The 26,490-nt window shown below is 67.9% G+C and carries 24 protein-coding genes and 6 pseudogenes; 5 read left to right on the top strand and 25 right to left on the bottom strand.

The features are described 5' to 3' along the window. Positions 1–139: 139 nt before the first annotated feature. The 3 genes and pseudogenes from ACFW47_RS33790 to ACFW47_RS33800 form a co-directional block, all read right to left on the bottom strand. Positions 140–726 (bottom strand): annotated as a pseudogene (locus ACFW47_RS33790) (transposase). A gap of 53 nt (positions 727–779) precedes the next feature. Continuing rightward, a complete protein-coding gene (locus ACFW47_RS33795; protein WP_386308129.1) occupies positions 780–899 on the bottom strand; it encodes a winged helix-turn-helix domain-containing protein in 120 nt (39 codons plus the stop codon). A gap of 49 nt (positions 900–948) precedes the next feature. Further along, positions 949–1,860, bottom strand: a pseudogene (locus ACFW47_RS33800) (IS5 family transposase). Between the two features lie 36 nt (positions 1,861–1,896). Here ACFW47_RS33800 and ACFW47_RS33805 point away from each other — a divergent pair. Further along, entirely contained in the window at positions 1,897–2,526 is a 630-nt protein-coding gene (locus ACFW47_RS33805; RefSeq protein WP_030968184.1) for a class I SAM-dependent methyltransferase, read from the top strand. 679 nt (positions 2,527–3,205) lie between these two features. Here ACFW47_RS33805 and ACFW47_RS33810 read toward each other — a convergent pair. The 10 genes and pseudogenes from ACFW47_RS33810 to ACFW47_RS33855 form a co-directional block, all read right to left on the bottom strand. Next, positions 3,206–4,213, bottom strand: coding sequence for an IS481 family transposase (locus tag ACFW47_RS33810; protein WP_386308130.1), 1,008 nt, complete (start codon positions 4,211–4,213; stop codon positions 3,206–3,208). Continuing rightward, positions 4,210–4,548: a MarR family winged helix-turn-helix transcriptional regulator gene (locus ACFW47_RS33815; RefSeq protein WP_386308131.1), complete on the bottom strand. Its 339-nt coding sequence runs from the start codon at positions 4,546–4,548 to the stop codon at positions 4,210–4,212. The genes ACFW47_RS33810 and ACFW47_RS33815 overlap by 4 nt, the downstream gene beginning before the upstream one ends. A gap of 95 nt (positions 4,549–4,643) precedes the next feature. Beyond that, complete coding sequence (locus ACFW47_RS33820; protein WP_386308132.1) at positions 4,644–5,024, bottom strand: hypothetical protein; 381 nt, start codon at positions 5,022–5,024, stop codon at positions 4,644–4,646. Positions 5,025–5,187: 163 nt separating this feature from the next. Continuing rightward, positions 5,188–5,736: a transposase gene (locus tag ACFW47_RS33825; RefSeq protein ID WP_385975734.1), complete on the bottom strand. Its 549-nt coding sequence runs from the start codon at positions 5,734–5,736 to the stop codon at positions 5,188–5,190. Beyond that, positions 5,733–6,038, bottom strand: a pseudogene (locus ACFW47_RS33830) (winged helix-turn-helix domain-containing protein); the annotation flags it as partial. The pseudogene ACFW47_RS33830 and the gene ACFW47_RS33825, both read right to left, overlap by 4 nt. A gap of 30 nt (positions 6,039–6,068) precedes the next feature. Next, a pseudogene (locus ACFW47_RS33835) lies at positions 6,069–6,971 on the bottom strand (IS3 family transposase); the annotation flags it as partial. A gap of 7 nt (positions 6,972–6,978) precedes the next feature. Next, complete coding sequence (locus tag ACFW47_RS33840; RefSeq protein WP_386308150.1) at positions 6,979–7,371, bottom strand: hypothetical protein; 393 nt, start codon at positions 7,369–7,371, stop codon at positions 6,979–6,981. A 102-nt stretch (positions 7,372–7,473) separates the two neighbouring features. Beyond that, positions 7,474–8,664: pseudogene (locus ACFW47_RS33845) on the bottom strand (ISAzo13 family transposase); the annotation flags it as partial. Between the two features lie 88 nt (positions 8,665–8,752). Then, positions 8,753–9,052, bottom strand: a complete 300-nt coding sequence (locus tag ACFW47_RS33850) for a transposase (RefSeq protein ID WP_071528930.1) — start codon at positions 9,050–9,052, stop codon at positions 8,753–8,755. A gap of 1,253 nt (positions 9,053–10,305) precedes the next feature. After that, positions 10,306–12,684 (bottom strand): Orn/Lys/Arg decarboxylase N-terminal domain-containing protein, encoded by a 2,379-nt coding sequence (locus ACFW47_RS33855; RefSeq protein ID WP_386308133.1) that lies wholly within the window; start codon positions 12,682–12,684, stop codon positions 10,306–10,308. 468 nt (positions 12,685–13,152) lie between these two features. Here ACFW47_RS33855 and ACFW47_RS33860 point away from each other — a divergent pair, with 468 nt between their 5' ends. After that, positions 13,153–13,914, top strand: a complete 762-nt coding sequence (locus tag ACFW47_RS33860; protein ID WP_386308134.1) for a hypothetical protein — start codon at positions 13,153–13,155, stop codon at positions 13,912–13,914. A 210-nt stretch (positions 13,915–14,124) separates the two neighbouring features. On the opposite strand, the gene ACFW47_RS33865 is transcribed toward ACFW47_RS33860, so the two are convergent. The 3 genes from ACFW47_RS33865 to ACFW47_RS33875 all read right to left on the bottom strand — a co-directional run bounded on the left by ACFW47_RS33865 (position 14,125) and on the right by ACFW47_RS33875 (position 16,747). Continuing rightward, on the bottom strand, positions 14,125–15,090 hold the full coding sequence (locus ACFW47_RS33865) for an ABC transporter substrate-binding protein (protein ID WP_386308147.1): 966 nt from the start codon (positions 15,088–15,090) through the stop codon (positions 14,125–14,127). A 148-nt stretch (positions 15,091–15,238) separates the two neighbouring features. Beyond that, positions 15,239–15,616, bottom strand: a complete 378-nt coding sequence (locus tag ACFW47_RS33870) for a nuclear transport factor 2 family protein (protein ID WP_386289099.1) — start codon at positions 15,614–15,616, stop codon at positions 15,239–15,241. A 471-nt stretch (positions 15,617–16,087) separates the two neighbouring features. Further along, positions 16,088–16,747, bottom strand: a complete 660-nt coding sequence (locus ACFW47_RS33875; RefSeq protein ID WP_386289097.1) for a TetR/AcrR family transcriptional regulator — start codon at positions 16,745–16,747, stop codon at positions 16,088–16,090. Positions 16,748–16,933: 186 nt separating this feature from the next. Here ACFW47_RS33875 and ACFW47_RS33880 point away from each other — a divergent pair, with 186 nt between their 5' ends. After that, complete coding sequence (locus ACFW47_RS33880; protein ID WP_386308135.1) at positions 16,934–18,052, top strand: serine hydrolase domain-containing protein; 1,119 nt, start codon at positions 16,934–16,936, stop codon at positions 18,050–18,052. A gap of 253 nt (positions 18,053–18,305) precedes the next feature. Here ACFW47_RS33880 and ACFW47_RS33885 read toward each other — a convergent pair whose 3' ends face one another. After that, positions 18,306–19,385 carry an Ldh family oxidoreductase gene (locus tag ACFW47_RS33885; protein WP_386308136.1) on the bottom strand — a complete coding sequence of 360 codons (1,080 nt, stop codon included), beginning with the start codon at positions 19,383–19,385 and terminating at the stop codon, positions 18,306–18,308. A gap of 87 nt (positions 19,386–19,472) precedes the next feature. On the opposite strand from ACFW47_RS33885, the gene ACFW47_RS33890 reads away from it, so the two are divergent. Beyond that, entirely contained in the window at positions 19,473–19,895 is a 423-nt protein-coding gene (locus ACFW47_RS33890; RefSeq protein WP_386289136.1) for a barstar family protein, read from the top strand. Here ACFW47_RS33890 and ACFW47_RS33895 read toward each other — a convergent pair. From ACFW47_RS33895 to ACFW47_RS33915, 5 genes are all read right to left on the bottom strand, one after another. Further along, a protein-coding gene (locus ACFW47_RS33895; protein WP_386308148.1) for an IS5 family transposase occupies positions 19,780–20,603 on the bottom strand; the annotation gives its coding sequence in 2 pieces (ribosomal slippage) (positions 19,780–20,288 and positions 20,288–20,603; 825 coding nt in all). The two genes, ACFW47_RS33890 and ACFW47_RS33895, sit on opposite strands and share 116 nt — an antisense overlap. A 44-nt stretch (positions 20,604–20,647) precedes the next feature. Continuing rightward, positions 20,648–21,592, bottom strand: a complete 945-nt coding sequence (locus ACFW47_RS33900; protein WP_386308137.1) for a thiamine pyrophosphate-dependent enzyme — start codon at positions 21,590–21,592, stop codon at positions 20,648–20,650. A 47-nt stretch (positions 21,593–21,639) separates the two neighbouring features. Continuing rightward, on the bottom strand, positions 21,640–21,915 hold the full coding sequence (locus ACFW47_RS33905) for a hypothetical protein (RefSeq protein WP_386308138.1): 276 nt from the start codon (positions 21,913–21,915) through the stop codon (positions 21,640–21,642). Between the two features lie 56 nt (positions 21,916–21,971). Continuing rightward, entirely contained in the window at positions 21,972–22,244 is a 273-nt protein-coding gene (locus ACFW47_RS33910) for a thiamine pyrophosphate-binding protein (protein WP_386308139.1), read from the bottom strand. A gap of 126 nt (positions 22,245–22,370) precedes the next feature. Continuing rightward, positions 22,371–23,201, bottom strand: coding sequence for an amidohydrolase family protein (locus ACFW47_RS33915; protein ID WP_386308149.1), 831 nt, complete (start codon positions 23,199–23,201; stop codon positions 22,371–22,373). Between the two features lie 41 nt (positions 23,202–23,242). Here ACFW47_RS33915 and ACFW47_RS33920 point away from each other — a divergent pair. Beyond that, positions 23,243–23,329: pseudogene (locus ACFW47_RS33920) on the top strand (IS5/IS1182 family transposase); the annotation flags it as partial. A 69-nt stretch (positions 23,330–23,398) separates the two neighbouring features. Here the strand turns inward: ACFW47_RS33920 and ACFW47_RS33925 are convergent. From ACFW47_RS33925 to ACFW47_RS33935, 3 genes are all read right to left on the bottom strand, one after another. Beyond that, positions 23,399–23,827, bottom strand: coding sequence for a VOC family protein (locus tag ACFW47_RS33925; RefSeq protein WP_386289055.1), 429 nt, complete (start codon positions 23,825–23,827; stop codon positions 23,399–23,401). Between the two features lie 264 nt (positions 23,828–24,091). Continuing rightward, on the bottom strand, positions 24,092–25,027 hold the full coding sequence (locus ACFW47_RS33930; protein ID WP_386308140.1) for a transposase family protein: 936 nt from the start codon (positions 25,025–25,027) through the stop codon (positions 24,092–24,094). A gap of 126 nt (positions 25,028–25,153) precedes the next feature. After that, positions 25,154–25,924 carry a transposase gene (locus ACFW47_RS33935; RefSeq protein WP_386308141.1) on the bottom strand — a complete coding sequence of 257 codons (771 nt, stop codon included), beginning with the start codon at positions 25,922–25,924 and terminating at the stop codon, positions 25,154–25,156. Positions 25,925–26,490 lie beyond the last annotated feature (566 nt).

Consider the following 26,490-nt stretch of genomic DNA (forward strand, 5'->3'; position numbering starts at 1 on the left):
TGAACGCCTTCCAGATCGCCTTCGAAGGACGCCTCACCCCCACCACCAGCCACTGAACCTCAACAACCAAGATCAGCCGTTGACTGGACACACCCTCATTCACCACCTCCAGCAGTTGATGAGTGCTCCATCTGACGTCTCAGCCGAAGCGGTTCACAAGAACGAGTTCTGATCTCTCGGGGGGGGGTGATGTCTCCTCGTCGGTGAGTGTAAATCCGGCGCCGGTGAGGCAGCCGTCGATCAGGTCGGGGCGGAGCTGGATGTGGCGCAGGCCCGACGGAGGGTGCGCTCGAGGTGATCGTCGTCGGTGAAGGCGGTGTTTGCCAGCGGCCCACGCCGTAGCAGCGACCAGACGCCCTCCACAGGGTTCAGGTCTGGCGCGTACGAAGGAAGTTGGATGATGGTGAGCCAGTCGTGTGCAGCCGCGTACTCGCGCATTCCCGCGGCGCGATGGGTGTTGAGATTGTCCCAGATCAGCACGATGGGAGTCTGGAGCTGGATGTGGGCGCGGACAACCAGGTCGCGATAGTCTCTCCAGGCGAAGGAGTCGCGTCCCTTGCCCTTGTGCTTGCGGTGGCGTCGCGGCCGATAGATCAGCCGGGACGTCTCGCCCGGCTTGTAGGAGCACATCGCTGCGATCGACCAGCGGCGCCAGGAGCGGCCCCGCACCCGCACCACCGGCGTGTGTCCACGTCGGCCCCAGGTGCGGGCGCGTGACGGTGTCATCGAGAACCCGGCCTCGCCCTCGAAGACGATGTACGCTCCCAGCGCCGCCGCAGTCATTCCGCCTGCGGCCACACATCCTTCTTCCACAGACCCACCGCCTCCTCGTCGCGCTCCAGCGCCCGGCGGGCCGGCGACTGCCAGGACCAGCCTTGCCGGTGCAGCAGCCGCCACACCGCCGCCGACGAGCAGTCCAGCTGGAACGTCCGGGCGATCAGTAGCCGCCTAGAGCCTGTCTGACAAATGATCACCTGGCCGCTTCACGGAGCCAGAGGACCAGGGAGGCCAGGACAACCCCCGCGCGGTAGCGGTCTGCGAGCTTGTCGAACCTGGTTGCGATCGCACGGAACTGCTTGAGGCGGGCGAAGCATCGTTCGACCACGTTGCGGTCGCGGTAGATCTCCTTGTCGAAGGCGGGTGGCCGGCCACCGAGGCGCCCCCGGCGTCGGCGGTTGGCCACCTGGTCACGGCGCTCGGGGATCGTGGCGGCGATACCCCGACGCCGCAGCAGATGGCGGATGGCCCTGCTGGAGTAGGCCTTGTCACCCAGCACGCGGTCCGGTGTCGTGCGCGGGCGGCCCGTGCCAGCGCGCGGGGTGCGGATCTTGTCGAGGACCTCGGCGAACGCAGTGGCGTCGTTGACGTTTCCGGGTGTGAGCACGATCGACAGCGGCAGACCCCAGCCGTCGACGGCGAGGTGGACCTTGGTGGTCAGCCCGCCCCGGGACCGGCCGAGGGCCTGGCGCGTCTGCGAGCGGCCCGGATCTTCCAGTTCGTCCCCGTCCGTGTCCCCCTTTTACGGGCGCCCGCGGCGTGCTGGTGGGCCCGGTTTACCGTGGAGTCGACAGCGACGGTCCACTCCACCCGGCCCACCGCGTCGTCACGGACCTGGACGTGCTCCAGCAGCTTCGCCCAGGTGCCATCAGCCTCCCAGCGGGCGAACCGCTCGTAGACGGTCTGCCACGGCCCGTACCGCTCGGGCAGGTCGCGCCAAGGAGCCCCGGTCCGCAGCCTCCACAGCACCCCGTTGACCACCTGCCGGTGATCACGCCACGGACGGCCGCGTCCGTCCACCTGCGGCAACAGGGGCTCCATTCGCCCCCATGCCGCATCCGTCAACTCACCTCGACCTGCCACAAGATCAATTATCAGACCGGCTATAGAGTCCTGCCCGTGGCGAATCATCAGGACGAGACCAGGGCGGCCTACGACGGAGTCGTCGAGCTGTACGCATCGCTGTTCGCAGGCCGGCTGGAGACTCAGCCGTTCGCCCGGGCCATGATCGGCACCTTCGCCGAACTGGTGCGCGCGACGGGCAACCTGCGGGCAGCGGACGTCGGGTGCGGGCCCGGACATCTGACGGCCATGCTGCACGAACTGGGCCTGGACGCCTTTGGACTCGACCTCTCCCCCGGCATGGTCGACCACGCCCGGCGGGCCCATCCGGCGCTGCGCTTCCAGGAGGCGCGGATGGAATCCCTGCCGATCGAGGACGGCGCGCTCGGTGGCGTACTGGCCCACTACTCGACGATCCATACCCCTCCGGGGGAACTGCCGGAGCTGCTCGCCGAGCAGGTACGCGTCCTGGCGCCGGGTGGCCTGCTCCTGGTCTCCTTCTTCGGGACCGACGGACCGGAGCCGATCCGGTTCGACCACAAGGTGGCACCTGCCTACAGCTGGCCGACGGATCGCCTCGCCGAACTGCTGGCCGATGCCGGGCTCGTTCCCTTCGCCCGGCTGCTTCACGATCCGGCCTCCGAACGGGGCTTCCTCGACGCCCACCTGCTGGCCCGCCGTTCGTAGGTCCTGCCCGGCGCTACCCGCCAGACGGTCGGCGCGCCTCCGGACTGCCAGCTCGGCGGACACTCGCTGACACGACGGGAATTGTCAGACAGGCCTTAGAGCTGTCCGGTCGCATGACCCCCGTACTCGCTCTGGCGGTTCCTTCTAGTGTCCCGCGCGGCGAGCTGGATGATTTTATCGTGCGTCACGGTTTTGTCCCTCGGGAGCGGACAGCTCGGGCGCATGTGTCTCGAGCCCATTGGGTGGTCAAATCCGACGGCCGACTTCTCTTCACGTTCGAGGCCGAAGGGAAGGACGCCCGTTTCGAGATGCCGAACGAGCCCGAGATTCAAGCATGGGGCACTTTCGCTGTTGCGACGGGTGGGACTGTGGGAGTGATGCTGCTGCCAGAAATGGACGCCCCGACGGCGGCAGCAGTCTCACTTAGGGCAGAAGTGGGGGGTGGAGAGTACTGGCTTCTGAGTGCTGGATTGAATATCTGATCGTTCAGGGTAGTGAAAGACGCCCCATGGTCTGCAAACAGGCGCGAGCAGGTGAGGGGACTATACTCGTTCGAGTATCAGCTCTGTGGTGATGGGTTGCTGGCCTCTCAAGGAGGCTGCAGGGGCCAGTGGTGAATACCTGCCGACCCCTACAGTAAAATTCGCTGCGGGCCGTTCCGCGGACCGCGAATGAGGTACTAGTTGTATGAGGGCTGGACGTTGGTGACGCCACCGTCCCGGAGCCGAGATGCTGGCGGCCGCCCACCAGCGCCGCTGTGCGGGCGGTGATAGTTGTAGTGGATGTTCCAGACCGCGATCGCGGAAGAGCGGGCGTCTTCGCTGGTGAACTCGCGGGCGTAGAGCAGTTCCTCGGCGAGGATCCGCTGGTAGCGCTCGACCTTTCCGTTGTGGCGTGGGGTGTACGGCTTGGTCTTCTGATGCCGCGTGCGCTGGCCGACGATGCAGGCAAAGTCGCCGGATCGGTAGCAGGCCCCGTTATCGGTGACGACGCGGTGGATGTGAGTGATGCCGTGGGCGGCGAACCAGACTTTCGCTCGGGCGAGGAACGCCGCGGCGGTGGTTCCCTTCTCGTCGGGAAGGGGCTCTGTGTAGGAGAGCCGGGAGAAGCCGTCGACTGCGGAGTGCAGGTAAGTGTAGCCGCGTTTTGCGCCAGCTGACTTCGCTCGGCCGACGGTCTTGGCCTGGTCGCTGGCGCGGCCATGGACGCGCCAGCCGCCGCCGTCGGGGATCCTGCCGACCTTCTTCACGTCCAGGTGCACCATGTGGCCGGGCCAGCGGGCGGTGATCTTCCCGGGCTTGCGGTTGTTGTCTCCACGAGGGTCGATGAACCTGCGCTTGCCCAGGCCGAGCCTGCTCAGGTGCCGGGTGACGGTCCGGCGGTTGATCACGAACCCGAGGCCGGCGAGCTCGTCGGTGATGCGCTGGGCCGACCACTTGTGCTCGCGCCGCCAGGACTCGATCTTCTCGATGACCCAGGCTGGTGTGGCGTGCGGGCTCCGGCGTGGGCTCGATGAGCGGTCGCGCAGTCCAGCCTCGCCGTGACGACGCCACCGGTTGACCCACTTCGACGCACAGGCACGGGATATGCCCATCTCTGCGGCCACGTGCGCGATGGGGCGTGTCTTGCAGCGCTCGACCAAGCGGCGGCGTCCCTCGATGCTCAGCGGGGCATTGGCGTGGCTCATGCGTCCATCGCGTAGGAGCGCTCCATCAGGTCGGTCATCGCCTGCTGGAAGTCGCGGCGCTTCTTGTCGCTCCAGCCTGTGGTCAGCTGAACGAAGATGTCCTCCTGCCAGCGATGTGCCTGGTCCAGCATGGACCTGCCCGCGGAAGTGAGTGATGCTTCGCGTCGTCGACCATCGGCCGCAGACGCCGCCATGACCAGGTAGCCGGCTGCCGCACCGCTCTTGACCAACCGTGAAGCGTTGCTCTGGTCGATCCCGATCTCGTGCGCGATTGCGTTCACCGTTGCCGGGGTCCCGCGCAGGCCGAGCGCATGGACTGCCTCGCAGACCAGCACGAGTCGCCCCTGCTCGCCGCCCGTGTCTGCTGCGACAGGTCGGCGTGACCAGTGCCTGACGAAGTGGAACAGGACCTGTCCCGGACCTCGGTCTGTCATTCGGTTGCTGCCATCTCGCGGCAGATGTAGGCCAGCTCGAGAGCAGCCTTGAGGTCCGGCAGCCTCAGCGCAGCCGTGACCTTCCCGCCGGAGGCACGGAAGACCGTCGCCACCCGCGTGGGCTCCGTGCTCTCGGGCCAGGTGGCGTCCTCCTCGACCACCATCAGACGCTCGCTGACGGGGTGCCACGACCGAGGGATCAGCTTGATCCCCGAACGCTCCACCCAGTCAGCGAACTGCGTCGGCGTGATCGGACCCGCACCCTTCGGGCCGAGGACGACGACCGGATCACCGACCGCTGTCGCAGACCACTGCAGGTCACCGGCGTTGACGCTCGCGTGCCACTCGTTGACCGCTTCTTCAAGGCTTGATTCCATACCCAGGACTATATGCGATACGCATACATCTGTTCTCGGGTGGGCGCGACATTAACCTTCTGCCCCGCAACAACTAGTCGACCGCCGCTGCGATCGGGTTCAGCATCCGACTGTCGTCTCCGTACCCGCGGGTACGAGGACGCCGCGGTACTCCACCCATCCTCTACTGACGTTGTTGCTGTGATGTCGTCAGGGTGAGGCCGGTTTCGGCGAGGCATCCGTTGATGAGGTTGCTGCGGTACTGGATCTTGCGGAGACCATGCCGGAGTGTGCTGATGAGGTGGTCGGGGTCGGTGAATGCGGTGTTGGCCTGGCTGCTGCGTCGCAGTAGTGACCAGATGCCCTCGACGGGGTTTAGGTCGGGTGCGTAGGCCGGCAGGAAGTAGCAGGTGATCCAGTCGTGGGTGTCGATGAACTCCCGCAGCCGGCGGTCTCTGTGGACGTTCAGGTTGTCCCACACGAGCACGATCGGGGCGCCGAGCTGTCGGTGGGCGGCGATGAGCAGGTCGCGGTAGTCGGTCCAGGTGAAACTGCGTCTGCCACCTCGCTTGTGGTCGACATGCTGCTTGGGCCGGTAGATCAGCCGTGCGCGTTCGCCCTGCCTGTAGCAGGCCAGGGCGGCGACGGAGAAGCGACGCTGGGAGCGTCCCCGGACCCGGATGACGGGTGTGTGTCCGCGCCGGGACCAGGTCCGTGCGGTGGGCGGCGTCATCGAGAAGCCGGCTTCGTCCTCGAAGCACAGCCAGGCGTCGAGCGCCGCCACGGACCTTCCACCTGCGGCCAGGTCTCCTTCACCCAGCCGGTGACGGCTTCCTCGTCGCGCTCGGTCGCCCGGCGGGCCGGGAGCTGGTGGCTGAAGCCGTGCCGGTGCAGCATTTGTGCAATCGCCGACAGCGTCATGCTCTTGTGGAACCGGCGTCCGATCAGCGTTCTGATCCGCGCCAGCGTCCACGTCTGGTCCGGCCAGCCATGCGCCACCGGGCCCTTGGCCAGCTCCTGCTCCAGCACGGCGAACGGGCCTTGACCCCGGTTTCTGGACACGGGTTATGCGGCTTGCGTCAGCGTAGTTGATGCCGTTCGGAGGGCGTTCTCGTAAGCGATGGGGCTGCGGTGTCCGAGGCGGGAGTGACGGCGTCGGACGTTGTAGCGGTGCAGCCATCGGAACGCGTCGAGGCGGGCCTCGCGCTCGCCGGCCCAGTGCTTGCGGCCCTGGAGAGTCTCGCGTTTGAACGTCGCGTTGAAGGACTCGGCGAGTGCGTTGTCCGCGCTGGAGCCGATCGCGCTCATGGACTGGCGGACGCCGGCCTGGTTGCAGGCGTCGGCGAAGGCCCGGCTGGTGTACTGGGCTCCATGATCGGTGTGTAGGACGGCTCCGGTGAGGCTGCCGCGGGTGCGTTCGGCGGCGGCCAGGGCGTCAATGACGAGATCGGTGCGCAGGTGATCCGCGATCGCCCAGCCGGTCAGACGCCGTGAGGCGAGGTCGATGACGGTGGCCAGATAGAGGAACCTCCCGCTCTCCAGGGGGAGGTAGGTGATGTCACCGACGTACTTCGTGTTCGTTTCACCTGCGGTGAAGTCGCGGCCGATCAGGTCCGGGGCCTTCGCCGCGGCCGGGTCCGCGACCGTGGTGCGGTGTCTTCGTCGCAGCCTCACGCCCGCCAGATCGATGCTCCGCATCACGCGTGCGACCCGCTTGTGGTTGACGCGCTCGCCGTCCTCGCGGAGCTCGGCGGTGATCCTGGGGACGCCATAGGTGCCGTCCGACTCGCGGTGAACAGCCCTTATCCGTGCGGCGAGATGGGCGTCGGCTGCCCGCCGGGCGGCCCTGTCGGCGGCGGTGCGGCGCCAGTAGTAGAAGCTGGAGCGGGCAATGCCCAGGATGGTGCACAGCCGCTTCACGCCGTGGCGGCGCTGGTGGTCGGCGACGAACTGGAAGCGGTTCAGGAGCCGTCAACTAACTACTGCCTGACTTGATCTTGCTTTCGTAGTCGGTGATCACGTCCTGAAGGGCGTCGATCGTGCGAGGTGGGTGGGTCCGGCGGGGTTGGGTGAGGGCTGCGGTGATGTCGGGGGCGGCGGCGAAGGCCAGCAGGGGCATGGTGCGATGGGCGTGGTAGCTCAGGGTGTTGCGGTCCCGGCCGAGCAGTCGGGCCGTCAGGGTGAGAGTGACGGTGTTGCGGCGGTTCAGGACAGCGGCCAGGACGCGGTGGCGGTGGTCGAGGAAGCCGAAGCCGGGGTTGTATCCGCGCCGGTTGAGGCCCTTCCTCTTCTCCCGCTCGGCCTCGGCCAGGACCCGGCGGCAGGGTTCGAGTTCCTCCACGAGCCGGTCGAACAGCTCGCGGGACATGCCGGTGAGGGCGGGGTGCGTGAGCAGGTGGGTGGCCTCGGCCGGGATCGGCGGTGCCTTCGCCCGGTCCGGCTCGGGTGGCGGTGCCGTCTGGGGATCGTATGGGGCGATGGTGTAGTTCCACTCGCCGTGGAAGTCGTCGCGCTGAACGCGCCGCAGGATGGCCTTGCGCTCGTCCTTGGTGAGCGTGCGTCCAGTGGGGTAGTCGTTCTCGTCGAGGGCAGCCTTGACGGTCAGTCCGGTGCGGGTGCGGGTGGCCGAGATGCTCTGGAGCAGTATCTCGTAGCTGCTCAGGGGACCGTCCGCGCAGGCTGTGGGTGATACGGGAGAACAGACGGTGCTCCACCTTGTTCCACTTCGACGTTCCCGGTGGAAAGTGCAGGACGGTGATGGTCAGTCCGCACTCGTCGGCGAAGGCGGCCAGGTCCATTTTGAACAGGTGGGAGCCTGCGGAGTTGGCTCCTCCGGAGTCTGCGGTGATCAGCAGCCGGTTCGCGTCGGAATAGTCCTGCCGGCCCTGCTGGCTCCACCAGCGGGGCGGAGAGACTCCACTGCGAAGGCGGCGGTGTTGCGGTCGGTGCCGACGTTCACCCAGCCGGTGTCCTGTCCCAGGTCGTAGACGCCGTACGGGATTGCGACCGGGGTATCGGGGTCCACGAAGGCGTGGTCCGGGGCCGTGATCGGCACTCCCTTGGGGCGGTAGGCGCGGCCCGCGCGGGCGAAGTCGCCGATCGGCTCCCTCTTCTTCGCATCCATGCTCACCACCGGCAGTCCCTGGGACAGGAACCGCTCGGCTGTGGCGTTGATGTGCCGGAACTGGGCGTCACGGTCCGGGACTTGACTACCGGCGCGTGTCTTCGCCATGCCCTGGAGGCTGAAGCCCATCGAATGCAGCAGGTTGCCTACGGCCGGGGCGCTGACCGGATGGCCTGCCGCGGTCAGTTCCCGGGCCAGGTCACGCAGCGAGACCGTGGTCCAGCGCAGCGGGGAGATCGGGTCGCCGATCTCCTGCGGCTCGATCAGGGCCGCGAGTGCCGGCACCAGGCCGGGATCACGTTCGGCCGCCGACTTGCGTCCGCCGCCGGGGCGGCGCACCCGCCCCAGTACCGGTGTTCCAGCCGCGAGTTCGTCGCGGCCCCTCGCGATGGTCGACTCTGACACCTCCGCCATCCTGGCCACTGCGGTGATCCCGCCGTGCCCGAGCGCGGCAGCCTCGGATGCCAGATATAGGCGGCGCTGCCGCTCGTCCAAGTGCGGAAGGATCGCCGCGAACTTCACGTCGAGTACTGCCAGGGTTGCTTCCGGAATCCCCACAGATGCTGACTTACCACACCGTCAACCTCAGCGGGCCCGAATTCGGCAGTAGTTAGTTGACGGCTCCTCACCAGCGCGTCTCCCCGGCGAAATACTTCGCCGCCTTCCGCAGGATCTCGCGTTCCTCCTCCAGCTCGCGGACCTTCTTGCGCAAAGCGGCGTTCTCGGCCTCCAGCGGTGTCGGCGGCTCGGCCGGCGCCTCTGCCCGCCGGCCCCGGGGCCGGCTCACACCGGCCGCCCGGACCCAGTTCCGCAGGGTCTCCGGGTTGATCCCCAGATCGGCGGCGACCTGCCTGATCGTCGCCTCGGGCCGCGACTCGTACAGCGCGACCGCGTCCGCCTTGAACTGCGGCGGATAGTTCTTCATGACCACGAGATGTCCGTTCTCAGATCCTCAGGATCCAGTGTCTCGTGTGTCCAACATCAAGGGTCAAGGCCCGGCACCGACTCCTTCTCACACCGCCGTGTGGTTTCGGTATTGCCTGGCTTGGCCGACGTGGCGATGGGCACATTTCGGACGAGGGCGGCTGTGGCAGTGTTTCGTTCCCCCACGGCGCTTCACAGCCGCCCCAGCACCAGCCATCCCCCGTCCGGCCGAGAGAGTCTCCTGCACGAGGCCCGGCGTAGCCTGCTGCCGTATCAGCGGGGATGACATCCCGGCACCGAAACCATCACGGCCCAGCGCGGCACAGTACCCGTCCCAGGGCGCAGCGTTGTCCAGGCATGAGCCTCAGGGACACGGGAGCCGACGCGGTAAGCGCCCAACCGACCGGTACGTACTGGCTGGACGAGGCCACCCGGCCCTGTTCAGGGTGTGCCGCGCTGCACCACTCGCTCGACACGGGCCAGATACTCCCGGCTCTGTGGGCAGGGGTGCCGGGCACTACTTGGTCTGGGTCCGAGACATGATATTGCCCGTCGCGGGACTCACTGTCATGGCCGCACTCGTGTTGGGTTTACTCACCTGACCGCGCAGGATGGCCGCGACGCCCAGCCGGGCGGGGTGCTGCCAGGGCGAAGCGGCTGGCAGGTTCACTGCGGGATGGTGGAGGGCGCAGAGGGCTGACGGTGCTTGCGGTGCCACGGGCAGGTGAGCGGTGATCAGCTTTCCGAGGCCGCAAGGGCCGCTGGTATCGCTGGTAACCCAGTCGGCACGACCCGACCCGAGCCATCGGTGGGCCCCGGACGCTGTCCGGGGCCCACCGGCATACCTCGCGCCGAGAGTTGATCACACCACAAAGTGCGTGAATCACATATTCACGGGCGCCAAGCCTCACAGCTGAGGCCCGATGACACAGTGCGACCCACTCCCAGACGCCGGGCCCAGCCCGTACCCCGACGCCAGCGGCGCCGCCCCCAGAGGCGGGCGGATTCGATGACGACTGGCTCGCCGGCGGCGTCGAGGCCTCGTGGGAGGAAAAAGCTCGTCGTCTGCTGCCCATGGGCTCACCTGGGAGCAGCCCGGCAGCAGACCGCCCGGACTCATACGCTCCCGCCAGCTGGTCGCGTCGATGGTCTGGACGGGTCGGTTTCCATAGACGGACATGGCCCTCTCACGCATTTCCAGCGTATGCAGAAGTAGCTCTGCGTCGGGGCTCTGTCGAGCCCGGTGAGTAGGACTCAACCCCTCGTCCTGGTGCTGTGCGCCCTCCGTCGCTGTGCCGGCGTGATGGCACCGCGGGGCCCTTCGTGCTCGTCCAGGCGCAGGCACTCGATCAGGTAGTCGCCGGTGTCGGGGGCTCGGGTTACTCCGTGAGTCTCGCTGCCGAAGCCGGGGAAGTGACGGTCGAAGGACTCCAGAGCGCTCAGGTAGCGCAGGAGAGGGCCGTCTTCGTCTCCGATGCTTTCGCCTGGCATGAGGACCGGGATGCCGGGCGGCGTCACCGTGACCATGGCTGCGGCGACACGGCCTGCTGCGTCCACCAAAGGAATCCGTTCTGTGCCGCCGCGGATCAGGCGCTGGTAGCACAGTTGGGGCGACGCGACCGGCTCCGGGAGTTGCTGGAAGGCCATGTCGAGCAGTTCGACCAGGCGGGCATCGCGCAGGTGGGCGTGCATCTCCTGGCACAGGTCGCGCAGGCTCCGTCCTGCGTAGCGCCGCGGGTGCTCGGCGACCAGGGCGGGCAGCACGCGGTCCAGCGGGGCACCACTGTCGTAGTGGTCCTTGAAGTCCATCAGGGCGTCCAGCAGCGTGCCCCACTTGCCTTTGGTGATGCCCATGGAGAACAGCACCAGCGTGGTGTAGCTGTCGGTCTTCTCCACGACGATGCCGCGCGTGGTCAGATAGGCGGTGAGGACGCGCGCCGGGATGCCCCAGTCGGACATCACACCGGTCGCGTCGAGCCCCGGGCAGGTCAGTGTGACCTTGATCGGGTCGAGCATGCAGTAGCCATCGGTCAGACCGGGGAAGCCGTGCCAGTCCGCGTCGGGCTCGAGGTGCCAGCAGAACGTCTCGGTCCGCAGCAGTTCCGCCGGTGCCTCCTCGAACGGCAGCCGCATTCCGCTCCCGGGGTCGGTCACCTCATCCGGCTGCCACACTCCGAAGAACCAGGGCGGCCGGTCTCCGGCGGCCTCGATCCGCCGTCCGATGCGTACCATCTCCTGGCGGAACCGGACCGCCTCCGAGACTGCCTCGTCGACCAGCCACTGCCCTTGCGGGCCGTCCATCATCGCCGTGGCCACGTCCAATGAGGCGATCATCGGATACAGCGGCGACGTGGTGCCGTGCATCATGAGCGCCTCATTGAACCGATCGTGCCCCACCGGCGCTCGCGAGGTAGGTCGGACATGCACCATCGCGCCCTGCGACAACGCGGCCAGCAGCTTGTGGGTGGACTGGGTCGCGAAGATCGTCGGCCGGTCGGGGCCGGGGAAGGTCTCCTCGTCCACCGACATGCCGTAGCGTCCCGCGTAGAGCGGATGGAAGCGGGCGTAGGCGAACCACGCCTCGTCGAAGTGCAGCCGGGGTGTGCTGGCTGCGAAGGCCTGGGCCGCCGTCGGCGCGTCGTAGCACAGTCCGTCATACGTGGAGTTGGTAAACACCGCGTACTGAGCACGCGGTGACACCGCGTCCGCTGTGAGAGGGCTCTTCGCAATCCTCGCTGCGACCGAGTCCGCCGCGATCTCGGCCGGAGGCAGCGGTCCGGCAAGCCCGTAGCCGTTGCGGGTCGGGATCAGGTACACCGGCCGGGCGCCGGAGACGACCAGGCCGTGCAGGACGGACTTATGGCAGTTGCGGTCTACCAGGGCGATTTCGTCACGCGTCACACTGAAGTGGCCGACCAGGCGGTTGCAGGTGGAGTCGCCGTGCAGGACGAAGTACGTGTGGTCTGAGCCGAAGACCCGCGCGGCGTTGCGTTCCGCCTCGCCAATCGGCCCGGTGTGTTCGAACAGGGAGCCGAGCTCCTCCACCGAGATCGACAGGTCGCTTCGCAGCAGCCGTTCCCCGAAGTAGTCGTGGAAGGCTCGACCCACGGGCGACTTGAGGAAGGCGACGCCACCCGAGTGCGCGGGGGTGTGCCATGAGTACTCGTGCGCGCCGTCGAAGCGCCGCAGCGCTTTGAAGAACGGCGGAAGCAGGGCCTCCTGGTAGGCACGCGCGGCGGCGGTGATCCGCCCCGCGATGAACGCCGGCGTGTCCTCCAGTGGCCACACGTAGCCCACCACAGACTGCGATACCCACAGTGGCAGCTCACGCAGCCCCTCGTCCGCCATGACCAGAAACACCGGCAGATTCTGGAACCGGCGCCCGATCCTGCGCAGAACCGCTGCGCCACCCGGCCCGTCCTCGGCTCCCGGCAGAAGATTCCAGGCCACCACCGCAGCGGCCAAGCCGGCCTCCGTCCTGAGCACCGCCTCGGCGTCGGAGACGCTCACCACCCACCGGACCTGGAAGCCGTTCGCCCGGATTCCCTCGGCGATGCGCGTCAGCTGCCCAGCAGTGGCACACCTGTCTTCCGGGTGCTCCGTCACCGCCACCAGAACCGTACCGTCGGTCATGCCTCCGCCCCCCTTGTCCGGTGGCCCGCGCCACCCCCCAACCAGTGTTCGCGGCCTGCGCGCGCATGGTCGTCCGATGACCGGTCAAACCACCCCACCGGGTCACAGCGGGGACCGCTCGTTGACGTGTCAACCTGGCGCGTCCGACATTCCGTTGAAGTAGCTGAGCACGCCGTTGCCAACCACTCACCCTCCAAGGCCTCGCCCGCTCTGTCGACGTGGCAGGCGGCAAATTCCCCCGAAGCCTCGAGCGGCCCTCCCACGCCGTAGAGCGCGCAAGCGCTGGGAGGACGTTTCCCGGCCTTGCGGTGAACGTCGCGGTCGCACGCCCTGACTGGCCTATGCGACCGGAAGATGGGCTACGTTCACCACCGGTCCGGTTGGAATTGCCGCAGTCCGTTCACTCCTCGGGCTGACTCGCAGCCCGAAACAGACCGGCTGACCAAGGTGATCTCTACGTTTCTATGCATGGATGATGTGACGGATATTGGTGCGCTGGTTCGTGAGGTGCGCCAGGAACTGGCGGATGAGCTGCGCCTGCGGCTGCGTAGGGCTCTCGCCGACCGGCCGCGCGAATGGCTTGTGAACCAGCTGCTGGACCTAGCTCTGGCACCCGGCCTGCCTGCCCAGCGCGGAAATCACCCCGGCGCGGCGCCGGCGGAGGAATCGGCTGAGGAACGACAGCGGCGGGCGGAGCGCGTACGCACTCTGGCCCTCGACTTGGAGCGGCTGCGCCGGTTCATCGACGACTACCGGGTGCTCGACCGTGGTGCCCTGATCGGACGCGGCCTGCTGATCGATCCGCCGGTAAAGGGAAGCTGCTCGCTCGGCCCCGAGCACCGCTCCCCCGAGGGCGAGCGGCTGCTCACGGAGGCGAAGGACCTTCTCCACGCGCTGCTGTTCGGTGACGAGGAGGCGGGTGTACGCCTGGAGCGGGTGGAGCGAGAACTGCTGACTCTGACCCTGCCGCGGCACAAAGCACACGCCATCGCCTTCGTGCTTCGCGCCGCCACCGAGATCGGTGCCGCTGGCACATGGCGCGACCCCGGGGGCATGGCGAACGACGAGCGGGCCCCGAATACGATCCTGCAGGTCGAGTACGGCGAGGTCGCCGAGGAACTGGTCGGCAACGGCATCACCGCCTGCCTGCGACTGATCAACAATCTCGAAGTCAACGAAGTCGTGCTCTACGCCCGCATGGAGAACGTGGAGGAGAGCACCCTCATCTGACCGGACACCTCAGCGAACCGTACTGCCCGCCTGATGTGAGGAGGCACGTCAGGCGGGTCTTCCCGGCGTTCTTCCCGCTGCCTGCCAGGTGAGGCACTGGCCCGCTCGGTCCCCGTCCGCAACGGGGATGACCAATGGTTGCTGAGGCCGGACGACGCTCTGTCCTGCTGATCAGCAGCCCACAGACCCGGCTGCCATTGCGGGCAGGTGTCAGCGACGCCTTCGGTACTGGGCAGAGTGCGGTGTCAGGTCAGGCGGGCTGGAGTTCACCGGTGACGGGAACGTCGGGAGCATCGTGGTTCGTGACGATGGCGAGGCTCGGGCCCTTCGGGCGGGGTGCCACTGGCCGCCGGCCAGGCGCAGGAGCGCGATGTTGGGGGTGGGGCCCCGTTTCCAGTCGAGAGCACCCGCGATGGTGGACAGGGTGGTGCGGGCGAGGGTGTGGGCGATGGCGGCGTGGTCGGTGGGGTCGTCGGCCGTACTGAGCGCGTGGCGGGCAGTTTCCACGAGGGCGTAGGCCAGTCCGAGGGGCTGCAGCCAGGATTCGCCGGTGTCGCGTTGGTAGGCGTGGGCGAGTTCGGCGCAGGTGGTGCCGTCGAGGCTGGAACGGTAGGAGTGGTTAGGGCTCCAGTAGACAAGCGTGGCGACGCGAGCATCGGCGAGTTCGGCGTGGATGCCTGGAGCGGTGGTGGTGTGGGTGTGGGGGTAGGTCAACCACCTCGAGCACGTGATCAGCCCGGGCCGTAGCCCGGCCTGGTGAAAGAGGGCCAGGTCGGCGGCGGTGGCGGCGCTGGTGACGATGTCGACGCCGCGTTCCCGCATCCGACCGACCTGTGTCTGGAACTCGGTGGCGGGTTCACGGTAGGGGCCGAGATCGGCCAGGTCGTGTCCGCGCGCGGACGTCACCGGCGTGAAGCCGTACTCGTGGTGGCGGAGCAGGGTGCCTTGGAGGTCGTCGTTCCGCAGGCAGCCGACGGTGTGGGGGCCGTCGACCTGTTCCCACATCCGGGCGAAGACGGTGGCGATGTCGTCCAGTCCCCACGCGAAGTGGTAGGTCCACCGCAAGGCGTGCCCCGGGGCAGCGCCACGGGAGTGGACATAGGCCTGCCACGGGAAGGTGGTCGACAGGCAGGGAACGCGCAGTGCCTCGCAGGCGTCCGCGACAGCCAGCAGTATCGCAGGAGAGCGTCACATCCCACGTATGCGTGCCCCCACCGTGCTCTGACCGCACCCGCTGGGGCGGACGCCCCCTCACCACCGCAGCCTGGCCTCCGTGAACCGCAGACCTGGAGCACGGAACGGGCCGCTGCGAGAGGAGGACGACTCAGGAACTCGACGGCTCGATCTCCCCCGCGAAGACGATGAGCTGGTCAATGAGGCTTCGCCGCAGATGGACGACGTCCGTCCCCGCCAGGCGGGGGCCTCCATCCGGTGTGGTGAAGACCCACTGGTACCTGGCCCACTCGTCCGGCATGTCCACCGCCGAGCAGCGCACCATCGTGCCGGTCCCCGCCGGGTGGCGCCGGATGTCTAGCACGAACCGCTCCACCGCCTCGATCCCCTCACTGCGACCCAACGGTCCCCAGAAAATCACGTCCGAGGTAAGGGCCTGGGAGAGCAGCCCAGTCACGTATCCGTCGTCCGAGGCGTTGAACGCGGAGATGAACGTGTCGATCGCGCACCGTGCGGTCTCTTCATGCATGCATCAGTAATACCAGTCCACTCGCGACTCGCTCGTCCCGCTAGCCGGAGGGAGCCGGTGACGGCGCCGACGTCGGCGCCGGTGGTCACCCGCACCTTGCCTGGGGCGCTCGCGTGGCGGGCTGACCGCCAAGATCCCTCTCGCGGTTGACGTCTCCTCCCACGTCCTCGCAGCCGTCATCACCGTCGGCCAGCGGGGGGACGCGCCCGCATTCGACCGTGAAAGGTACAAACGCAGGCACAAAGTCGAGGGCCGGTTCGCCCTACTGAAACAGGCCCGCGGCGTCGCCGCGAGGAACGACAAACTCGCCATTCGTTACGAAGTCACCGTCCAGTTCATGTGGTTCACCCCACCCGGGCCCCTGGACGCCAGCGCGCCGGACCCGCGCCCCGACGAGGGGCCAGAGAGGGGGACCAACCGCACACCACCAGCCGGTGCGGACGTACACGGACAGACCGGCGTTCCGGTCGGCTAGCTCGGGCGGATCGCGGCCTCGATGTGAGCGAGTTGGGCGGCGAGGATCTCTTCGAACGCGGCACGGCGGTCTGCCCCGAGGGGGCGGACGTCGCGTGCGAAGTGGGCCAGGGCTGGGAAGCGTTCGGGGTCGGCGCCGAGTACCGCGACGCGAAACAGCTCCATGCCCTGTCCGTACTCTTCCTGGGTGATGGTGCTGACTCCGGCCTCGGACGCGATCAACGCGGCGATGAGGACCGCGAGCCGGTGGTAGCGCGCCGGAATCTCCTCGTCGGGCAGTCCCGACGCGCGCAGCGCCTGTAGCACCTCTTCCATGACCAGCCGGGAACCTGCGCCGCCTGACGCATAGCGTCCCCAGACCGCGGCGAGCTGGGGCTGCTGCCCAAACGCCTCTCTCACGCACATGGCCAGCGCGGTGATGCGCTGCTTCCAGTCGCCCTCGGCGCGGTAGCCGTCCATGGACGCCAGGAGGATCCGATCGGCGACTGCGCGCAGCAGTTCTGTCTTACTGCGGAAGTGCCGGTAGAGGCTGGAGGAATCGGTCCCAAGGATCGCGGCGAGCTTGCGCACGCTGAACGACTCCGCGTCGCTCGTGCGCAGCAACTCCGCTGCCGCATCCAGGATTTCCTCGGTCGACCAACGCCTTCGGCCTGCCATTTCACCCCTCTCGTCGGACTCAGTCTAACCCATGCACTTGGTGTTGCACGCAGTGCGTGCATAATGAGGACATGAGCGTGCCGAGCGATCCGGCAGCAGACGGGCCGACGTGTCGACGTGCCCTGTCACCCAGGTCGGGCGACCGACGTGGAGCTCCCTCCCGGGGAACACGAAAGGACGCATGACGTGAAGAACCCACTGGATTCCGCGGCACTGAACGCCGCCGTCGAGAACGTTCACCGAGCCGGGATGCCGGGCCTGTTCGCCGAGGTACGAGACGGTGAACAGGTCTGGCGTGGCGCCGCCGGGGTCGCCGATGTCGCCACCGGCCGCCCTGTCACCGCCGACATGCGGCACCGAGTCGGCAGCATCACCAAGACCTTCACCGCCACGGCGGTCCTTCAGCAGGTCGAGAGCGGTCGGATCGGCCTCGACACACCGATCGGCCGGTACCTGCCGAAGCTGGTTCCCGGAGCACGCGGTGACGCGATCACGGTCCGGATGCTGATCAACCACACCAGCGGCCTCCCCGAGTTCCTCCCTTACGCCTACCCCTCCCTCAAGGGGATGCCCGTCGTCGCGGACACCCGGCCCCAGAGCCTGGACGAACACCGGTTCACACGGTTCAACCCCATTGAACTGATCGAGATGGGGGTCACCGCACCTGCCGTCGGCGCCCCGGGCGGTGCTCCAGGGGTGTACTCCAACACCAACTACCTGCTCCTCGCCCAACTCCTGGCAGAGGTGACGGGCACTGCGGCCGAGCGGTACATCACCCGCAACGTCATCGAGCGCGCCGGGCTCCGGGACACCGAACTCCCCACCGGACCCTACGTCGACGGACCCCACTCGCAGCTCTACGAGGCGTGGTTCGGCATGATCGACCCACCGCGCGACTACAGCGTCTACGACATGTCATACGCGGGACCGGCTGGCTCCCTGATATCGACCGTCGCGGACCTCAACCGCTTCTACCGCCTGCTTCTGGCCGGAGGGATAATCAGCCCGTCGTCGCTGGCGCAGATGCAACGCGTCGGCCCGGTCATCTCCCAAGAGGGAAAGACGATCGACTACGGCCTCGGCCTGCACCCGATGGAGGGTCCCGGTCAGGCCACCTTCTGGGGCCATGGCGGCACGGTCTGGGGTGGTGGAGCACTGGCCATGATCCGTGCCGACGGCAGACGGCAGATGTCCGTCGCGGTGAATCTGCAGAGGTGGAACAGGCTCGACCCCTCCGGCAAACCGCAGCCCCATCCCATCGACGACGCGCTTGCGACTCTCTACCGCGTGGCGATGTACGGCTGACCGGGCCGCCTGCTGAACCCGATGGCGGCTCTCATTCCCGCTCGCCCTCGTCGCCTGCCCGCCGGGCCCGGTCCCGACGCCCACCTGTTCAGTGGCCCGCGCGGTAAGCGCCTCCCCACCGCTGTCCTGCGCGACGCCACACACTGCGCCACGCCCCGGTGAACTTGCCGCTCAAGTCCACCGCAGGCCCGAGGTGGAGGAAGCCGCCGGCCGTCCCTCCTCGAGTGCGGCCGGCGACGTGTGGTTCCCCGGGTCAGGTGGTGTCAGGGGGCGCGATGCCGAACCTCTCGGCAGTCTGCGTCAGTTCGCGCCACACCTTGGGTGCCACCGGCACGCCACTCGCTCCGCGTTCGACCGCGACGGCGGCGCTGCGCTCGCCGGGGTAGTACACGCCTGGCGCACCCTCCGCCGCCGGCAGGCCCTTCAACGTGTCCAGTGTGGTGTCGACCGCGCCGGCGAAGTCCTCGGCGCTGCCGCCGAAGGCCGCCGGGTCGACGGCGATCAGTAGGGCGTTCTGGCGGTGCTTGCGGCCGGCCGGGTCGTCCGAGTGGAAGGCGGAGAAGATCGGCGCGCCTACCAGGACGCTGGTGAGGAGCTCGAAGGCGAGGGACATGCCCGAGCCCTTGGCGCCGCCCAGTGGCAGCGGCATCGTCGCGAGCGCGGGGTCGGTGGTGGGAGTGCCGTCCTCGGTGGCGGCGGCGTTCTCGGGCAGCGGCGTGCCGTTCGCCTTGGCCTGGCGGAGCTTGCCGAGAGCGATGGTGGCCGTCGCCATGTCGAGGAGGAGCGCGGCGTGGTCGGCGGCCGGCACGGCGATCGCGAGGGGGCTGGTGGCGACCGCCGCGCCCTTGACGCCCGTGTAGCCCATGTTGGGCATGCCGGACACGAAGCCGAGTCCGACCAGGCCCCGCTCGGCGATCCTGGAGACGTAGTAGCCAATGGCACCGGTGTGCACGGTGCGGCGTACGCCGACGGAGGCGATGCCGTAGGTGCGGGCCCGCTCGATCGCTTCGTCGGCGGCGGCGCTCAGCGCGACGGGGCCGGGGGCGCGGTCGGCGTCGATGACGGCGGCGGCCGGGGTGGTCGACTCGACCTTGAGTTCGGCGTTCGCGTTGGCCACGCCCTTGGCGAGCAGGTCGAGGTAGGCGGGCACGCGGGCCACGCCGTGCGACTCGACGCCGCGCTGCGCCGCCCAGACGAACACGTCGGCGGTGGTGGCGGCGTGCTCGGGGCTCAGGCCCCCCTTCTCCAGGAGGGCGGCGGCGAAGGTGCGCAGCTCGTCGGCGGGGACGCGGGCCTTGCCCGGCTCCGGGGCCGGGGTCGGGGTGTCGGTCATGGTGCGTAGGTCTCCTGGGTCAGCGGGTGACTAGGGCCTGTCTCTTTGGAGCTCTGACGTTGGAAGAGGGCCGATTACTCTGTCTTGATGGCCAAGAGGACTGAGTCGGAACTGGTGGTTGACCTGCGCGGTAAGCCGATCGAGACACTCGATGACTTCTGGGACGCCGTGGCTGAGCCTTGCGGACTGCCGGAGTGGTTCGGTCGGAACACGGAAGCCTGGCGGGACACGATTCAGACGCGGGGTATCTCCGAGGTCATCGACAGCTACGACGTCCTGGTCGTGCACGTGGACAAGCGAGGGATCTTCGCTGCCCGGAACAGTGGGGCTCGAGCCCTCCGAAGCGGCCTTTTCGGGAAAGCAGTCGCGACTGGTCGTGCACGAGCGGCTCTGATCACTGCGTCGAGCGGGACCAGATCAGGATGGCCGCCAAGTGCAAAGCAGCCTCGTAGGCCAGGGCAAGCTTGTCCGTGCGCATCGCCAGACCACGCCATTGCTTCAAGCGGCTGATGCACCGTTCAACGGTGTTGCGCTGCTTGTACGCCTCCGCATCGAAACCTGGCGGTCTGCCTCCGGCTCGCCCTCTCCGTAGACGGTGTCCGACCTGGTCGGCAGGCTGCGGGATGACGGCGCGAATACCCCGCCGTCGCAGATGACTGCGGATCGCGCGGGAAGAATAAGCGCGGTCCGCGAGGACGGTCTCCGGTCGAGTCCGGGGCCTGCCGAGTCCGCGTCGCGGGACGCGGATCCTGGCCATGACGGCCTCGAATGCCGGAGCATCACCCGCCTGACCAGCAGTGACGTAGAGAGCCAACGGCCGCGCCCGGTTATCGCTGGCCAGATGTACTTTCGTACTCAGGCCGCCACGAGAACGTCCAAGTGCGTGGTCGTCGGGTTCTGACCGTCGCGCAGCCCCCTTTTCACAGCACCGGCCGCGTGCTGATGGGCCCGGCAGACGGTGGAGTCCACCGAGACCGTCCACTCCACGTCGTCATCAGCGTCGGCGCTGGCCAGGATCCGTGCCCAGGTGCCGTCCATGGCCCACCTGATGAGACGTTTGTGGGCCGTCTGGAAGGACCCTAGCTCCTCCGGCAGGTCCCGCCAGGGCGAACAGGTGCGGTACTTCCACGCAATGGCCTCAAGAGTGCGACGGTGGTCGGCCCACCGTCGACCGCGGACCGGATCGGCCGGCATCAGCGGCTCGATCCGGACCCACATCGCATCAGTGATCACCAACCGGACGGACACGTCCGATCAACTGATCAGCCCACCAAAGAGACACGCTCTAGGACGTCGACGACGGCGGCGGTGCCCTCCGCCACGGCCTTCAGCGCGCGCTCCAGGGCGGGCGCGAGGGCGTCGGTGGTGTCGACGGTCTCGGTGTGCATGCCGAAGGGTTCGGCGAAGGCCACGAGGCGGGGCAAGCGGTGCAGGTCCGTACCGAGCCACTCGCCGGTCTCGGCCGCCGCGCCGTCGGGATAGAAGCGCCGGTGGTTGAGGTTCATCGACTTGTAGACGCGGTTGTTGAAGACCACGATCAGCACGGGCAGGCCGTAGGTGTTGGCCGCGTCGTACGACTGGATCACCGGGTTGTAGGTGAAAGCTCCGTCGCCGATGGTGAGGACCACCGGGCGTTCCCCGGCCGCCAGTTTGACGCCGAGCGCGACCGCGATGCCCTGGCCGAGGCCGCCCTGGACGTAGAAGTACGAGTCCGGGGCGTCGGTCTGCAGGTGCCGCTTCACGGCCTTGCTGTGGGTGATGGTCTCATCGACGACGATGCCGTCCCGGCCGGCCAGCAGCTTGCGGAGGGTGGCGGCGACCAGCACCGGGTCCACCCCTTCCGACTGCTCGGCCTTCGCCTCGGCTGCGGTGACGGCCGCGCGTTCGGCGGTGTGTCGTTCCTCCTGGGCGGCGCGGCGCGCGGTGACCACGGCCTCGTCCAGATCCCTCGCTCGCTTGGCGAGCTGGCGCAGGGTGTTGGCGACGTTGCCCTCCAGGTAGACGTCCGCGAAGAGCACCTGGTAGACGATGTGCGGACGTTGCGGCACCTGGTCGATGACGACGATCTTCGCCTTGGACGGCTTGCGGCTCGGCGGGTAGAACGGGGCCCGGCAGTTGACCAGGAGGATTAGGTCCGCCTCGTCCGTCCAGGGCCCGATGTCGCTGCCGGCGTGGAGGGGGTGGGTGCGGGGGAAGTTCGCGCACACCGCCGAGTCCGGCTCGACGACAGGGATGTTCCACGCCTCGGCGAAGGCTACAGGGACTCGAAGCCGCCCGCTTCGCGGCCGGCCGTCTCGGTGACGACTACCGGGTTCTTCGCCTCTCGAATCATCTGCGCGACCGGTTCGACCTCCTCGGGCGAGGAGTGCATGGAGCCCGGCTTGACAACGGGCTTGGCCTCACGGCCGTTCCAGTCCTCCAGCAGGATCTCCAGCGGGATGTTGAGGTAGGCGGGGCCCGCCAGGCCAGCTCCGCCGCCCGGGTGATCATCGTGGGCAGGGTGCTGATGTGCGAGGCCTCGTTGGCCCACTTGGTGAACGGCTGGGCCACGTGGTGCGGGCCGCCCACGATGGACAGGTTGCGGTATCACTGGCCGCCCGGGTCCTGGCCGGGGCCGTCACCGTACGTGGTCGACTCCGAGGAGGTGACCACCATGGGGACGCCTGCCAGCAGCGCCCCGTGCACGGCCATGGAGCCTTGGAGCAGGCCGGGGGCGGCATGCAGCAGGACACCCTGGGGGCGGCGCTCGACCAGCCCGTACCCGGTGGCCATGCCGACCGCCACCGTCTCGTGGGTCAGGTCCAGGTACGTCGGCGCCGGTTCGCCGTCGCGGTGCCGGCGGGCCAGCGACTCCCACACCGGGCCCACTCGGACCCCGATGAGCAGAAGATGTAATCGGCGCCGACGGCGTTGAAGGCGGAGACGACGGCGTCACCGCCGTCGGCGCCCGGCCTGTTCTTGCTGTCCGTCATCTCGTGTGGTTCCTCAGCCCTCGTACGGCCAGTTCAGGACCTCGGAGATACCGCGGCCCATCATCCATTCAAGCTCCTCGGGCGTGAAGTCCCAGTGCTTGGTGAACTGCTCGATCGTGTCGGTGTAAGTGATGCCGTGACCCAGCAGACGGGTGATGTCGGTGCCGTAGAAGCAGCGCTGCGGGCCCATCTTGTCGACCATCTCGCGCACGTACTTCTGGATGTTCATGTTGGGGAACGGCTGCGTGGAGTAGCCCGGCAGCGCCGAGACCTTCACGTAGATGTTCGGGTGCGGGGCGAGGTCGGCGGTCTCCTGGACCCAGTAGCCGATGGCGTCGTCGACGCAGCGGGCCATGATGCCCATGTGGTCGATGATGATCTTCAGCTCGGGGTGCTTGGCGGCGATCTCGCCCAGCTCCCGCTTCCAGATGGGCGCGTGGACCATCGTGGGGATGCGCAGTTCCGCCGCGATCGGCCAGTACCAGTCGTTGGTGCCGTCGATCATCCAGTTGCGGTCCTGCGGACGGTGGAAGGTGAGCCGGGTGCCCTTGATGTGCGGGTTCTGGGCGAAGTCCTTCAGCATCGCCGTCCCCTCGGCCTCGTTGTCCTGCGGGACGCGGGCCATGATGCCGAAGCGGTCCGGGTGGGCCTCGCACGCCTCCAGGGCGTAGTCGATGCGGTTGCCCTCCCAGGACGGCGGGAGGATCAGCGCCCGGTTGACGCCGGCCTCGTCCATCAGCTCCAGGGCCTCCTCGTACGAGAAGGGGTCCTCACGGTGGCCGTTGAGGCGGATGCGCTCACGGGCGCCCGGGACCAGGGGCGGCCCGGGGTCTCTTCCTTCCAGATGTGGATCTGGGTGTCGACGACGAACATGTCGTGGGCTCTCTTCGTGACTGCCGCCTGAAAGGCATCGGCGTTCACACCGCCATGCTCGGCATCGCCCGGCTGTACAATCTCGCCCTCGCGGGGTAACTCCCGCCCTATACGAGACCAGGGAGGCCCAAGGGAGATGGCTCCCCGCCTCCCCGCCTCAAGGGGCGTTCAGTCGATACAGAACTCGTTGCCCTCGATGTCCAGCATCGGGATGCACGAGTCGTTGCCGTCGTACAGCGTTTGCACATGGACCGCGCCGAGCGGGATCAGCCGTTTGCATTCGGCCTCGAGTGCGGCGAGGCGTTCCTCACCCACGAGTCCCGTGCCGACCCTCACATCGAGATGCACCCGGTTTTTGACGGCCTTGCCCTCGGGGACGCGCTGGAAGTACAGTCGCGGGCCCACACCCGAGGGGTCGACGCAGGCGAACCACGCATCCCGCTCCTCAGGCGACTGCGAAAGCTTAAAATCGTCCCAGGTGGCGAACCCCGCGGGTGGCGGCGGCACGACGTAGCCCAGCACCTCGCACCAGAAGCGGGCGAGGCGCTCAGGTTCCGCGCAGTCGAAGGTGACCTGGAAGGTCCTGATAGCTGACATCGGCGCACCGTACCGCGTCCCATGGGGGCCCCGCCGCTCTTTTCCTCAGGCGGATCCATCCGCCACCCGTCGCATCCCGGGCCACCTTGGACACCGAGTGATCAAACCGAGCAGTCCAGGAGAACCACGCGGCCGTGGCGGCGGAGCGCCCCCCAGTAGTCCCCAGGATCCAGTCCTGACCAACCACCCTCAGGTCAAGATCATTTGCGGCGAGCTCGTGCACGGTAAGCGGTGAGACGTCACGGACTCCGGTGTGGGCCGTGGTCACATCTGTCGTGTCAGGTTCAGGTCCGCTGTCTGCTGGTGGGACAGCAGGCCGGCGATGGCTTGGACGGTGTCGCTCATGTGCTCGCGGCGGCCGAGGTGGCGGGCCAGGGCCCGCCAGTTCTTGAGATGGGCGATGCCGTGCTCGACACGGATACGCCGTGATGAGTGCGCCTTGCGCTGGCGCTCGTACATCTCCTCGTACCAGTCGGGGGCGTTCTTCTTGAACTTACGGTGTGGTGGTGTGATCACCCGGCCGCCGGTCTGGGCGCCCAGGCCCTGGTAGCCAGCGTCGGCGAGGATCTCCACCGCGGGTCCGTCGGCTAGGAGCCTGACCAGCCCTGACTGGCGGGCGTGGGTAATGTCTGCGCAGCTGCCGGGCTTCGTCGGGCTGCAGAAGAGCATGCGGCCGTCCCCGTCCGTGACGACCATGGTCTTGACCGCGTTCTGCTTGTTCTTGCCGGAGATGAACTTGTCGCGGTCCTTGTGTCCGGCGGCCGGGCGGCGGACCCGAATCTCGGTGCCGTCGATGATGCCGGTCTTCTCACTGGTTCCGAGGTGGTCGATGACCTCGGCCAGGGTCCGCAGCCGCACACCCTGGCTGACGGTGCACCCTCGCTCGGCGAGCAAGGGTCGAACCTCACCGATGGCACGAGTGATGGTGGAGCGGTCGACACCGAACCAGCAGGCGAGCACGTCGTGCGTGGTGGCATGCCGGAGGTGCACGAGCGTGGCCAGAAGCCGGTCGACGAACACCAACCGGTGCTTCGCTCCGGCGCCCACAGCGCGCTTCCGCGGACGGGACGCAAGCTCGGCCTTGTGCCGTTCGTGCCACAACGGGCCAAGCTCGGCGACCAGTTCAGCGATCACGTCGGCCGACAGGCCCGTGATCCTCCGGTCGCTGATGATCGCTGCACGAGATGCGTTCCCCACCACATGGCCATGATCGACGATCAGAGGCCCGACGTCTCACCGCTTACCGTGCACGAGCTCGTAAGGGGTGTCCCGTTATAGATCTTGGAATCGCGGAGGGGTGTAGCGGCCCGCCGTGCCACGTGCGAGCTATTCGACGAGGGAGAGGTTGTGCATCCGGGCGATGCCGAGCATGGCGTGGTGAACGCCGTCGCCTTTGAGTCGGCAGTCGCGGAGGATCTTCCATGTCTTCATGTGGGCGAAGACGTGCTCGACGCGGGCGCGGACCTGCTTGTGGGCCTTGTTGTGTTCCTCCTTCCAGTCCGGAAGTTTCGCCTGGCCGCGTCTGCGACGGTGCGGGACAACGAGTCCGGTTCCTGGGTAGCCGCCGTCGGCGATCGTGAGTGTCTTGCCGACGGCGGCCTTGGCGCCGGATTCCTCCCATGCCTTGCAGTCGTTGCGGTCCCCGGCGAGCGGGCGGCCGACCACGACGACCAGCCGGGTGTCGGCGTCGATGGCGACCTGGTGGTCGGTGGAGTACCGGTAGTTCTTCGACCGTTCGGCGATGGTGTGGTCGCGGGTGGGGACCAGGGTGCCGTCCACGATGAGCACGGTGTCCTTGGCGAACCGCTCGCGGGGCCGGGGCGCCAGCAGGGGTCCGAGGTGGTTGATGACCCGGCCGGCCGTGGACTTCGAGATGCCGGACAGCGGGGCGAGCTGCCGCAACGTCAGATTGGTACGCCAATATGCTGTGACCAGCAGAACCCTGTCCGCCAGCGGCAGATTGCACGGTCGGCCCCGGTGAATCACATCTGCTTCATCGCGCCGCAGCGCGGTCAGCAGCTTGCCGAAACTGCGCGGGCTCGGCCCCGCGAACGGGGCTATCCAGGACGGCTCCGACGCCGTGATCGCACTCGCCACTTCTTCATGATCTCAACTTCAAGGGGTTCGGCCACGGCCTGCCGATGGCGCGTCAAGGTCGTCCCTGTCCAGGTGGTACATGGCGACGATCGTGGACCTGCTCGCGGGCCACATCCGCCGGCAACGGACCAGCGGTAGCGCTCTCCCGGGTGGCGCCCGTGCCGGAGTGCTTCGTGGGGCGGCCACGAGGGCCGTTGTCAGAGGCGATTGGCAAGATTGCGGCCATGAATGTCACTCCTGTCACTCCGCCACGGCCGATCGACGTTGCCGTGGTCTTTCCCCAACTGGCTCCGTTGGCCCGTACGGCGACCCGCCTGCACCCCCGCCCTGGAGCGCCGACATGGCACGACAGCTCGATCGGCGGGCCGCTGCTGTGGCCCGCCGAGGAGCCGTGGCCGCAGTGCGAGGAACCGCATGTGGTGGACGGCATCAACCCAGCCCAGTCCCCGGCGGATCTGCGGCTGGAACGAAGAATCTTCGCCGCCTCGCACGGCCGGGACCTGACTCCGGAGGAACGCGAGACTCTCGAACGGATCCGTCCCCCTCGGACGTACCCGGTGAGGCCG

The sequence above is a fragment of the Streptomyces sp. NPDC058796 genome (assembly GCF_042745235.1).
Lineage (GTDB): Bacteria > Actinomycetota > Actinomycetes > Streptomycetales > Streptomycetaceae > Streptomyces.